Raw genomic sequence first — 12469 nt, 5'->3', positions numbered from 1 at the left:
GGGGACGTTCGGACAGAGGGCGCGGGCGCGCGACATGATTCGCATTTCGACGATCTTCATCGCCATTTGCATGGTGCTGCTCGCAGCCTCGCTCGGCTTCGTGCTGTATTCGGTGGCGGGCATCAGCGGATCGGAATCGGCGATCGTGGCGCTCACCGCCCTCACCTGCCTGATCCTCTACAACGCGGTCTCGATGCGGCTGCGCGACCGCAGCGATGTCGGCGGCCAGATCGCGGATCTGTCGCGCGGCACCGCCGACCTTGCCCGCCAGGTCGCCGAGTTCGGCCGCCGGCTGGCCGCAGTCGAGGGCCGCGTCGCCTCGGCCAACTCGACCGGCGCCGACCGAATGCAGGGGATGGCCGGCGAGATCAGCGAGCTCGGCGGACTGGTGCGGCAGCTTGCGGCATCCGTCGCGCATCATGAGGATCTGCTGGCGGCGGCTCCGGCGGTGCAGCCGGTCGCCTCCCCGCGCGACGATGTGCTGCAACGGGTCGCGCCGGCGCCGACCGTCGTGGTTGCGCCTCCGCCGACACCTGCGGCTCCGCCGGAGGTCTCGCGCAGCCAGACCCAGCTGATCGGCGCGATCAGGCAGGCCATCGACGAGAACCGCCTCGACATCTACCTGCAACCGATGGTGACGCTGCCGCAGCGCAAGGTGCGCTACTACGAGGCGGTGACGCGGCTGCGCGACGAGCGCGACCAGGTGCTGGCCGCCGAGGATTTCATCGAGGCGGCCGAGGCCGGCGGCCTGATCGGCCGCATCGATCACATGGTGATGCTTCGCTGCGTCCAGGTGCTGCGCCGCCTGATGATCCGCAGCAAGGATGTCGGCGTGTTCTGCAACGTCTCGGCGGCGACGCTGTCCAACCCGGCGCATTTCACCCAATGTCTCGACTTCCTCGAGGCCAACCGCGCGCTGGCGCCGTCCTTCGTGCTCGAGTTCAAGCAGGCGACCTTCCGCAATCTCGGCCCGGTCGAGAGCGAGAATCTCTCGGCGCTGGCGCAGCGCGGCTACCGGTTCTCGATCGACCATGTCAGCGACCTTCGCCTCGAGCCGCGCGAGCTCGCCGATCGCGGCGTCCGCTTCATCAAGGTGCCGGCGGCGCTGCTGCTCGACGCCAGGCAGATCGCGACCACCGATATCCATCCTTCCGATCTGTCCGACCTGCTCGGCCGCTACGGCATCGACCTGATCGCGGAGCGGATCGAGGGCGAACGCTCGGTGGTCGACCTGCTCGACTACGATGTCCGGTTCGGCCAGGGGTTCCTGTTCGCGCCGCCGCGGCCGTTGCGGCCGGAGGGGGCATCTGCTACCGCCGAGGCTCCGCAGACCAACCCCCAGGATCTTAATGGCGCCAGCACTTCAGCCCCTGTCTCCAGCCCCGCAGCTCCGCCGCGCGCAACCGGCAGCGCCGCGCTGGCGCGCCGCGCCCTCGGTCCAAACTAGCCGGCAATTCGCATCATGACCTCGCTGCGTTACGTAGAGCGGCTGCGCGATCTCATTGGCGGCGTCGACGTCGTGCTGTCGGACATCTGGGGCGTCGTGCACAACGGGCTCGAGTCCTTTCCCGAGGCCTGCGAGGCACTGCACACATTCCGCCAGCAAGGCGGCACGGTCATCCTGATCACCAACGCGCCGCGGCCGGCCGATTCCGTGCAGCGCCAGCTGCGCAAGCTCGGCGTCGCCGACGAGACCTATGATGCGATCGTCTCCTCGGGAGACCTGACGCGCCACTTCGTGGCCGATCATCCCGGCCAGAAGATCTTCTGGATCGGCCCGGAGCGCGACAGCTCGATCCACCGCGGCCTCGACGCCACGCTGGTGCCGCTGGAGCAGGCCGACTACATCATCTGCACCGGCCTGTTCGACGACGAGACCGAGTCGGCCGAAGATTACCGCGACACGCTGCTGAAGGCGCTCGAGCGCAAGCTCACGCTGGTCTGCGCCAATCCCGATATCGTGGTCGAGCGCGGCGACCGGCTGATCTATTGCGCCGGCGCGGTCGCCGAACTCTATCGCGAGCTCGGCGGCGAAGTGATCTTCTACGGCAAGCCGCACCGGCCGATCTATGAGCGCGCCATGGCGCTGGCGACCGAGCGCCGCGGGCGTCCGACCGAGCTCAGCCGCGTGCTCGCGATCGGCGATTCCGTGCGCACCGATCTCACCGGCGCCCATGGCTTCGGCATCGATCTCCTGTTCGTCACCCGCGGCATCCATTCCGAACAGTTCGAGGGCATCGAGCAACTCGATGCGGCCTCGATCAAGGAATTGTTCGGCCATCCGCCGCGCGCGCTGATGCGCGAGCTGAAGTGGTAGCGGAAGCAACCCATCGCAGGGGCGCGCCGCCAAAATATCGAAAACAACCCCATGCAAAGGAGCCCGCGGCAGCCGACGTTCGACCAGCCAACTTGACACGTCAGGCAACTCAGGGATATTCTTCTAATATTCCGAAATCGTGCAATCCGCGTCATGCTTTAGCCCCGTCATCCTGAGGAGCGCGCTCTTGCGCGCGTCTCGAAGGATGCACGGCCACCAGCCGGGCCGTCGACCCTTCGAGACGCCGCTTCGCGGCCCTCAGGGTGACGGTGAGGCGGCGCTGGTCATTCGCTAGCGCGCGATGAGATGAGGATGAATCGTGATGGGATGTCGGGCGGTTACGCCGTCGCCATGTCCGGGAAGACCGCCTCGATCTTGGTCTTCAGCGTGGCCGCATTGAACGGCTTGACGATGTAGTTGTTCACGCCGGCCTTCTTGGCCGCAATCACGTTCTCGGTCTTGGATTCCGCCGTGATCATGATGAAGGGCGTGGTCGCAAGGTTGGGATCGGCGCGGACTTCCTTGAGCAGGTCGTAGCCGGTCATCGGCTCCATGTTCCAGTCGGAAATCACCAGGCCATACTTCTTGCCGCGCATCTTGTTCAGCGCTGCGGAGCCGTCGGAGGCATCGTCGATATTTTCGAATCCAAGCTGCTTGAGAAGATTCCGGATGATGCGGATCATGGTGCTGTAATCATCAACCACCAGAACCGGCATGGACAAATCAACCGCCATCTTTCCCCCCAAAACGACAAACGCAACTTGGCTTCTGCACAAACGCAGCTTTCCGCCAACGACTAACAGCAGGCGTTAAACAGCGCGTTAACCGGCTGAATCCGGATTGTTACGGATTTGACGCGATTTTCGTTAGCCTTGACTTCCACGCCGCCGCCGCGTCACGGTCCGGCCCGCACCAATCATGCTTAAGAATCCTTGAAGAATACCGCTCATGAGCACCGGCTTTACCGTTATCCGCGACAACACCCCCGCAAGCGCCATTCCGAAAGGCGCCGTGGTCGCAATGGGGAATTTCGATGGCGTCCACCTCGGTCACCGCGCCGTGATCGGCGCGGCGCTTGCGATGGGCAGAGCACACGGCGTGCCCGCGCTCGCCGTGACCTTCGAGCCGCATCCGCGCAGCTTCTTCAGCCCGAACACCCCGCAATTCCGTCTCACGGACGAGACCAACAAGCTGCGGCTGCTCGCGGCCACCGGGCTCGCCGGTGCCGTCGTGATGACGTTCGACAAGGCGCGCGCCGGGACCTCGGCACAGGATTTCATTCACCACGACCTGATCGGCCGGCTCGGCATCAGCGGGATCGCAGTCGGTTACGACTTCCATTTCGGCAAGGGCCGGGTCGGCTCGCCGAGCCTCCTGGTCAGCGAAGCGCCGCGGCTCGGTATCGAGGTCGATGTGCAGGCGCATGTCGACATCGAGGAACGCCCGGTTTCCTCCAGCGCCATCCGCATGGCGCTCGCCGAGGGCGAGATCGCGGATGCGACCACGATGCTGGGCGGACCGTGGTTCGTCACCGGCAAGGTGATCCACGGCGAGAAGCGCGGCCGAGATCTCGGTTACCCCACCGCCAATATCCGCCTCGACAAGCATTGCGGCTTGAAGCACGGCATCTACGCGGTGCGGGTCGGCAAGGGCTCGCAACGGTTCGACGGTGTCGCAAGCTTCGGGCGCCGGCCGACCTTCGATAACGGCGCGCCGCTGCTCGAAGTGTTCCTGTTCGACTTCAAGGGCGATCTGTACGACGCGGTGCTTGATGTCGCATTCATCGGTTTCATTCGCGAAGAGCTGAAATTCGACACCATCGAGGCGTTGATACGCCAGATGGATGACGACAGCGCCAAGGCGCGCGCGGTACTTGCCGCAGCACCCGACGCGTTCCCGCAGCTCGGAGCGATTGGTTGAACAGGACTGAAAAGCAAAAAATGCTGGCGGGCGAGCTGTATCGCCCGGATGCAGAGCTCGCCGCCGACCATACCGCGGCGGAACAATGGATGGCGCGCTACAACGCGTCGGGCGCATCGTCCGCGGCCGAGCTGCACGCGCTGCTCGGCGAGCGCTTCCGCAAGGTCGGCAAGGACGCCGTGATCCGGCCGCCGTTCTTCTGCGACTACGGCAGCAATATCAGCCTCGGCGACGGCGTGTTCCTCAACTTCAATTGCGTGATCCTCGACGTCGTCGAGGTCGTGATCGGCGATCGGACTCAGATCGGACCCGCGGTGCAGATCTATACCGCCGACCACCCGCGCGATGCCGAAACCCGCCGCGCCGGGCTGGAATTCGGCCGCCCGATCCGGATCGGCAGCGACGTCTGGATTGGCGGGGGTGCCATCATCTTGCCCGGCGTCACGATCGGCGACGGCGCCCTGGTCGGGGCCGGCAGCGTGGTCACACGGAACGTCGCCCCCGGCGCGATCGTGGCCGGAAATCCGGCCCGGGCACGGCCGGCCTGAGCCGCGCCATGCGCGGGCCGCGGGCCACCGGGGGCTTTGCGATTTCCCCGTCCGGCTGCTATGGAAACCCCATGTTTTCGCGGCGCATCATACGGATTAGCTGCCCGGCTTCCGCCTGAGCCTGAAGGCTCGGCGCAAGACCGGGACTTCGCCGTTTCACCCGCGATTGATCGCGTATCCGCGCCCGCACCTGCCAAATCAGAGCTTTCATGTCCGACAAGCCGCAAAAGACCGACGCCCAAAAGACTGACGTTAGGGACTATTCCAAGACCCTTTACCTGCCGCAGACGGAATTCCCGATGCGCGCCGGCCTGCCCCAGCGCGAGCCGGAAATCCTGAAATACTGGAACGAGATCGGCCTCTACGACAGGCTCCGCCGGGAAGCCGAGGGCCGTGCCAAATTCGTGCTGCATGACGGCCCGCCTTACGCCAACGGCAACATCCATATCGGGCACGCGCTGAACAAGATCCTCAAGGACGTCGTGACCAAGAGCCAGCAGATGCTCGGCTTCGACTCCAACTACGTGCCGGGCTGGGACTGCCACGGCCTACCGATCGAATGGAAGATCGAGGAGGAGAACTACCGCTCCAAGGGCAAGCAGAAGCCGGACTTCCGCGACTCCGCCGCGATGGTCGCGTTCCGTAGGGAATGCCGTGCCTATGCGACGCACTGGATCAACGTGCAGCGCGAGGAGTTCAAGCGGCTCGGCATCATCGGCGACTGGGATCATCCCTACCAGACGATGAGCTATCCGGCCGAAGCCCAGATCGCCCGCGAGCTGATGAAGTTCGCGGCCAACGGCACGCTCTATCGCGGCTCGAAGCCCGTGATGTGGAGCGTGGTCGAGAAGACCGCGCTGGCCGAAGCCGAGGTCGAATACGAGGACTACACCTCGGACATGGTGTGGGTAAAATTCCCGGTCACCTCGCCGGCGCACGGCGCGCTGGCCAATGCCTCGGTCGTGATCTGGACCACCACGCCGTGGACGCTGCCCGGCAACCGCGCCATCTCGTTCTCGCCGAAGATCGCCTATGGCCTCTACAAGGTGACGGATGCGCCGGCGGACAATTGGGCGAAGACCGACGATCTGTTGATCCTGGCCGACGCGCTTGCCGCCGAGGTGTTCAAGCAGGCGCGCGTCACGTCCTATGAGAAGGTCCGCGATATTCCCGGCGACACGCTGGACGCCGTGGAATGCGCCCATCCGCTGCGCGGCTTCGGTGGCGGCTACGAATTCATCGTGCCGCTGCTCGCCGGCGAGCATGTCACCGACGACACCGGCACCGGCTTCGTGCACACCGCGCCGAGCCACGGCCGCGAGGACTTCGACGTCTGGACGGCCAACACCCGCGAGCTCGATGCGCGCGGCATCCCGACGGCGATCCCGTATACGGTCGACGAGAACGGCGCGTTTACCGCGCAGGCTCCGGGCTTCACCGGCAAACGCGTGCTCAACGACAAGGGCGAGAAGGGCGATGCCAACGAGGCCGTGATCAAGGCGCTGATCGAGGCCGGCAAGCTGCTCGCGCGCGGCCGCCTCAAGCATCAGTATCCGCACTCCTGGCGCTCCAAGAAGCCGGTGATCTTCCGCAACACGCCGCAATGGTTCATCGCGATGGACAAGGACATCGCCGAGAACGGCCATGCGAAGAAGGGCGACACGCTGCGCGCGCGCGCGCTGCACGCGATCTCGGTCACGCAATGGGTGCCGCCGGCCGGCGAGAACCGCATCAACGGCATGATCGCCAACCGTCCCGACTGGGTGATCTCGCGCCAGCGCGCCTGGGGCGTGCCGATCGCCGTGTTCGTGCGCGAGAACAGCGACGGTTCGGCCGAGATCCTGCAGGACGAGGTCGTCAACCAGCGCATCACCGAGGCGTTTATGGAGGAAGGCGCCGACGCCTGGTACAGGGACGGCGCCCGCGAGCGTTTCCTCGGGTCACGCGCGTCCGAGAACTGGAAGAAGGTCGACGACATCTGCGACGTCTGGTTCGATTCCGGCTCCACGCACGCCTTCGTGCTGGAAGACCGCCAGAATTTCCCGCAGCTCGGCAACATCGTCCGCAAGGTCGATGGCGGCGACGACACCGTGATGTATCTCGAAGGCAGCGACCAGCATCGCGGCTGGTTCCACTCGTCGCTCTTGGAAAGCGCCGGCACGCGCGGCCGCGCGCCCTACGACATCGTGCTCACCCACGGCTTCACGCTCGACGAGAACGGCCGCAAGATGTCGAAATCGCTCGGCAACACCGTCGAGCCGCAGAAGGTGATCAAGGATTCCGGCGCGGACATCCTGCGCCTGTGGGTGTGCGCCACCGACTATGCCGACGACCAGCGCATCGGCCCGGAGATCCTCAAGAACACCATCGAGACCTACCGCAAGCTGCGCAACTCGATCCGCTGGATGCTCGGCACGCTGCATCATTTCAAGCCGAGCGAGAAGGTCGCCTTTGCCGAGATGCCCGAGCTCGAGCGGCTGATGCTGCACGAGCTCGCCGGCCACGCCGAGACCATCCGCAAGGCCTATGCCGACTTCGACTACAAGACCGTGGTCGCAAGCCTCGCGGCGTTCATGAACTCCGAGCTGTCGGCGTTCTACTTCGACATCCGCAAGGACACGCTCTATTGCGATCCGCCGTCCTCGGTGGCGCGCAAGGCGGCGCTGACCACGATCGACCTGCTCTGCGACGCGATCCTGAAATGGCTGGCGCCGATCGTCAGCTTCACGACCGACGAGGCCTGGCGGATGTATCGGCCGAACGCCGAGCCTTCGGTGCATCTGACGTTGTTCCCCGAAGGTCTCGAGCAGTTCCGCGACGACGCGCTTGCCGCGAAATGGGAGACGATCCGAAACGTTCGCCGCGTCGTCACCGGCGCGCTCGAACTCGAACGCGCCGCCAAGCGGATCGGCTCCTCGCTCGAGGCATCGCCGGTGATCTACGTCGCCGACAGACAGATGCTGGCCACATTGTTCGACATCGATCTCGCCGAAGTCTGCATCACCTCGAACTACGAGGTGCGCGAGGGTGAGGCGCCGGCGAACGCCTTCCGCCTCGATGCCGTGCCTGGCGTTGCGGTCGTGGTCGAGAAGGCGGTCGGCACCAAATGCGCCCGTTCGTGGAAGATCCTGCCGACGGTGGGCGAGGACCCCGAATATCCCGACGTCTCGCCGCGCGACGCGCAAGCGCTGCGCGAATGGAAGGCGCTGGGGGTCGGCATCTAGCTCCCCGTCGTCCCTGCCTAGTGCGCAATTGCGCACGGGAGCAGGGACCCATAACCACCGCTGTCTGGAATGGACGAGGATTGATGACCACGAGTCATTCAAACAACACCCGGCACGGGGTATGGGTCCCTGCTTTCGCAGGGACGACACCTTTGGTGGCCGACAGATGAGCTCGCCCCTTCGCGCCGGTGTGCTTGCGGCGGTGATCACGCTGATCGCCGACCAGGCCTCCAAGCTCTGGCTGCTCCACGTCCTGGATATCGCGCGTCACGCCCCGGTGCGGGTGACGCCGTTCTTCGACCTGGTGCTCGCCTGGAATCCAGGGATCAGTTTCGGCTGGTTCCAGAGCGAGACCCCGGCGGCCCAGATCCTGCTGATGGTGATCAAGGCCGCGGCCGTGATCGCGCTGGCGATCTGGATGGCGCGGTCGCGGACCTGGCTCGCGACGGTGTCGCTCGGCCTGATCATCGGCGGCGCCATCGGGAACGGCATCGACCGCTTCGCCTATGGCGCGGTGGTCGATTTTGCCCTGCTTCATGCCGAGATCGGGGGAAAAACCTTCAATTGGTACATCTTCAACCTTGCCGATGTAGCCATCGTTGCTGGCGTGGCAGCCCTATTGTATGATTCCGTGGTGGGGACCCCCGCCGTAAAAGCGCCCTGATCCCGGCCGATACGAGCCGGTCAGCGGTCGACACCTGCTCAAGCGGAACTGTGCCTAAGCCAGTGATCGCTTTGGCGAATTTTGAGATGGGAATGGCGCGATGCGCAACACCAAAGCCCGCGGTTACCTGATCGAGACGTCCCGGCTGTCGCTGATGCGCGGCCTGCGCCTGGCGTTCGTCGCAGCCGGGATCGGCCTTGTCATGACGGCCGGCCCGGTGCGCGCCGGCGACGATGAGGATGACGGCGACGACGGCCTGACCTTCGAAGAGCGGATCGTCGACAATCTGATGACCGGGCTCGGCGCCAAGAGCGCGGCCAGCAAGGGCATCGACTACCGCGAGCGCTCGCCGCTGGTGGTGCCGCCCAAGCTCGATTTGCCCCCGCCGGCATCGACCGCCCAGGTCAACGCGCCGAACTGGCCGAAGGACCCCGATATCGCCGCGCGCAAGGCTGCGATCGCGGCGCGCAAGAAGGAAGTCAAGAAGGAGCCGTGGCAGTCGGCGGTGGCGTTGACGCCGGCCGAGATCGAGGCCGGCCGCAAGCAGCAGACCGCCACCGATGGCCGCAAGGAGCCGCTCGAGCCCGGCGTGAGCACCAATCCGTCGCTGATGCCGAGCCAGCTCGGTTACACCGGCGGCCTGCTCGGCATGTTCAAGGGGAACAGCAGCGAGTCCAAACCGTTCAAGGGCGAGCCGACGCGCGATTCCCTGACCGAGCCGCCTCCGGGCTACCAGACGCCGTCCGCGGGCTATGCCTACGGCACCGGCCCGCAGGCGCCGATGGCGAAGGAAGGCCAGTACGACGTCATGACCGGAAAACCGGTGCAGTGATCGCTTGGCCTGTTCGGGCGAAGGCTGACATGAGCAAAGCTTAATGCGGGGCGGCGGGTGTCTCTCCGCTTCGTGACCATGGGCACGGCAACGACCGTGTACGATGGCTTGCTTTCGCGCCCCGGCTGTGTATCCGGGCTTTCATAAGGACCATGATGCGCTCTCGCCGATCGATCGCCCTGTTCGCTGCCGCATTCGTTTCCACCATCCCGCTGCCGGGTGCCAGTCTCCGCGCCCAGACCACCGTCACCTCGGAACGCCCCGCCAGTTTCACGCTCGACAACGGCCTGCAGGTCGTGGTGATCCCCGACCACCGCACGCCCGTGGTCACGCAGATGATCTGGTACAAGGTCGGCTCGGCCGACGAGACGCCCGGCAAATCGGGCCTCGCGCATTTTCTCGAGCATCTGATGTTCAAGGGCACCGCCAAGCATCCGGCGGGCGAGTTCTCGCAGACCGTGCTGCGCGTCGGCGGCAATGAGAACGCATTCACCTCGGTCGACTACACCGGCTACTTCCAGCGCGTGCCGCGCGAGCAGCTGCCGACCATGATGGAGTTCGAGGCCGACCGCATGACCGGCCTGATCCTGAAGGACGAGAACGTGCTGCCCGAGCGCGATGTCGTCCTCGAGGAGTTCAACATGCGGGTTGCCAACAACCCGGATGCAAGGCTGACCGAGCAGATCATGGCCGCGCTCTATCTCAACCATCCCTATGGCCGGCCGGTGATCGGCTGGCACCAGGAGATCGAGAAGCTCGACCGCGAGGATGCGCTCGCCTTCTACCGTCGCTTCTATGCGCCGAACAACGCGATCCTGGTCATCGCCGGCGACGTCGACGTCAAGGATGTCCGCCCGCTGGTCGAGAAGAATTTCGGCCCGATCCCGGCGCAGCATGCGATCCCCGAGAAGCGGGTCCGGCCGCAGGAGCCGACACCGGCCGCGCCGCGCACCGTGACGCTGTCGGATCCGCGCGTCGAGCAGCCGAGCCTGCGCCGCTATTACCTCGTGCCCTCGGCGACGACAGCGGCTTCAGGCGAGAGCCAGGCGCTCGATGTGCTCGCGCAGTTGATGGGCGGCGGCGCCAACTCCTATCTCTATCGCTCGCTGGTGATCGACAAGGGCCTAGCGATCTCGGCCGGCGCCGGCTACCAGGGCACCTCGCTCGATCCGTCGCAATTCTCGATCTCGGTGACGCCGAAACCCGGCGTCGAGTTCGCGCAGATCGAGGACGCGATCGACAAGGTGATCGCCGACCTCGCGCAGAACCCGGCGCGCGCCGAGGATCTCGAACGGGTCAAGACCCAGCTCATCGCGGAGGCGATCTACGCTCAGGACAACCAGGCGACGCTGGCACGCTGGTATGGCGGCGCGCTGACCACCGGGCTCAGCATCGAGGATATCCGCAGCTGGCCGGATCGCATTCGCGCCGTCACCGCCGAGCAGGTGCGCACTGCGGCCGCCAGCTGGCTCGACAAGAAGCGGTCGGTGACCGGCTATCTGATCAAGGATACTACTGCGCCGAAACGCGAGGAGAAGCGCTCGTGATCTATTCCCTCACCCGCCGTGCGGCGCTGATCGGCGGCGCCTGCGCCGCACTGCTGACGCTGACGTCGGCGCCCTCGCAGGCCGCGGCCAAGATCCAGCGGCTGGTATCGCCCGGCGGCATCGAGGCGTGGTTCGTGCAGGACGCGACCGTGCCGCTGATCGCGATGGAATATTCCTTCAGCGGCGGCGCCAGCCAGGATCCGCCCGGCAAGCCCGGCGTCGGCAATCTGGTCGCCGACCTGCTCGACGAGGGCTCCGGCGATCTCGATTCCAAAACCTATCATGAGCGGCTCGAGCGCCGCGCCATCGAGCTCGGCTTCCAGTCGAACCGCGATCAATTCCGCGGCTCGCTGCGCATGCTCAAGGACAACAAGGACGAAGCCTACGACCTGTTGCGGATGGCGCTGACCTCGCCTCACTTCGAGCCGAAGGACGTCGAACGGATCCGCGCCCAGGTGATCGCCAATCTGCGCCGTGAATCGACCAATCCGTCCTCGCTCGCCGGCCGCAAATTCCTCGAGCTCGCATTCGGCGATCATCCCTATGCCAGGACGGCCACCGGCACGCTCGACAGCGTGCCGACCATCCAGATCCCGGATCTCAAGGACTATACCCGCCGCATCATCGCCAAGGATACGCTGCGCGTTGCCGTGGTCGGTGACGTCGATCCCGATACGCTCGGCAAGCTGCTGGACAAGACCTTTGGCGGCCTGCCGGCGAAGGCCGAATTGACGCCCGTCCCTGACGTCGTGGCGACCAGGCCGCCGCAGCGCGCCTTCGTCCCGCTCGACGTGCCGCAGACCGTCGTCACCTTCGGCGGCCCCGGCATCGCCAGGCACGACCCGGATTTCATGGCGGCCTATGTGGTGAACCACATTCTCGGCGGCGGCGGGCTGTCGTCGCGGCTCTACAAGGAAGTGCGCGAGAAGCGCGGGCTGGCCTACTCGATCTATGAAGCGCTGGTCTGGATGGATCACTCCGCGCTGTTCATCGGCAACACCGGCACCCGCGCCGACCGCGCCGGCGAGACCGTCGATGCGATCGAAGCGGAAGTCCGCCGCATCGCCGAGGAAGGTCCGACGCAGAAGGAACTCGATGAGGCGAAGTCCTACCTGAAGGGCTCGCAGATGCTGGCGCTCGACACCTCCTCCAAGCTCGCGCAGGCGATGCTGCAATACCAGCTCGACAAGCTGCCGATCGATTACATCGAGAAGCGCAACGCCATCGTCGACGCGGTGACGCTCGACGATGCCAAGCGGGTGGCCAAGCGGCTCTGGGGCAACGGCCTGCTCACCGCAATCGTCGGCCGCGCCCCGCAAGCCGCGGCACAGCCGGTGTCGGCGCCGCCGAAGGCGAACTGACGCGTTTCGGCGGGCGTCCGCTTCTTCATACACCACCGTTGTGGCCACCCCTCTCC

General features: G+C 65.7%; 10 protein-coding genes. 9 read left to right on the top strand and 1 reads right to left on the bottom strand.

Annotation, left to right across the window (positions count from 1 at the left end):
* The first annotated feature begins 34 nt into the window (after window positions 1–34).
* Together AC1VNY_RS37645 and AC1VNY_RS37640 are read left to right on the top strand one after the other, a co-directional pair.
* A complete protein-coding gene (locus AC1VNY_RS37645) occupies window positions 35–1447 on the top strand; it encodes an EAL domain-containing protein (RefSeq protein ID WP_482408958.1) in 1413 nt (470 codons plus the stop codon).
* 15 nt (window positions 1448–1462) lie between these two features.
* Window positions 1463–2317, top strand: coding sequence for a TIGR01459 family HAD-type hydrolase (locus AC1VNY_RS37640; RefSeq protein ID WP_411782943.1), 855 nt, complete (start codon window positions 1463–1465; stop codon window positions 2315–2317).
* A 338-nt stretch (window positions 2318–2655) separates the two neighbouring features.
* Here AC1VNY_RS37640 and AC1VNY_RS37635 read toward each other — a convergent pair whose 3' ends face one another.
* Window positions 2656–3051 (bottom strand): response regulator, encoded by a 396-nt coding sequence (locus tag AC1VNY_RS37635; RefSeq protein ID WP_016844467.1) that lies wholly within the window; start codon window positions 3049–3051, stop codon window positions 2656–2658.
* Window positions 3052–3265: 214 nt separating this feature from the next.
* Here AC1VNY_RS37635 and AC1VNY_RS37630 point away from each other — a divergent pair, with 214 nt between their 5' ends.
* From AC1VNY_RS37630 to AC1VNY_RS37600, 7 genes are all read left to right on the top strand, one after another.
* The gene (locus AC1VNY_RS37630; protein ID WP_482408957.1) at window positions 3266–4237 is read left to right on the top strand and encodes a bifunctional riboflavin kinase/FAD synthetase; all 972 of its coding nucleotides are present in this window, start codon (window positions 3266–3268) and stop codon (window positions 4235–4237) included.
* Window positions 4234–4785, top strand: a complete 552-nt coding sequence (locus tag AC1VNY_RS37625; protein WP_482408956.1) for a sugar O-acetyltransferase — start codon at window positions 4234–4236, stop codon at window positions 4783–4785. Before AC1VNY_RS37630 ends, AC1VNY_RS37625 begins: the two co-directional genes overlap by 4 nt.
* A 209-nt stretch (window positions 4786–4994) precedes the next feature.
* Window positions 4995–8009, top strand: coding sequence for an isoleucine--tRNA ligase (ileS, locus tag AC1VNY_RS37620; protein WP_482408955.1), 3015 nt, complete (start codon window positions 4995–4997; stop codon window positions 8007–8009).
* 166 nt (window positions 8010–8175) lie between these two features.
* Entirely contained in the window at window positions 8176–8673 is a 498-nt protein-coding gene (gene lspA, locus AC1VNY_RS37615; RefSeq protein ID WP_482408954.1) for a signal peptidase II, read from the top strand.
* A gap of 100 nt (window positions 8674–8773) precedes the next feature.
* Window positions 8774–9505, top strand: a complete 732-nt coding sequence (locus AC1VNY_RS37610) for a hypothetical protein (RefSeq protein WP_028341057.1) — start codon at window positions 8774–8776, stop codon at window positions 9503–9505.
* A gap of 152 nt (window positions 9506–9657) precedes the next feature.
* Complete coding sequence (locus AC1VNY_RS37605) at window positions 9658–11052, top strand: M16 family metallopeptidase (protein ID WP_482408953.1); 1395 nt, start codon at window positions 9658–9660, stop codon at window positions 11050–11052.
* The gene (locus tag AC1VNY_RS37600) at window positions 11049–12413 is read left to right on the top strand and encodes a M16 family metallopeptidase (protein WP_482408952.1); all 1365 of its coding nucleotides are present in this window, start codon (window positions 11049–11051) and stop codon (window positions 12411–12413) included. The genes AC1VNY_RS37605 and AC1VNY_RS37600 overlap by 4 nt, the downstream gene beginning before the upstream one ends.
* Window positions 12414–12469: the final 56 nt, after the last annotated feature.

The organism is Bradyrhizobium ferriligni (assembly GCF_056837965.1).
This window is presented reverse-complemented; position numbering and strand designations above follow the sequence as displayed.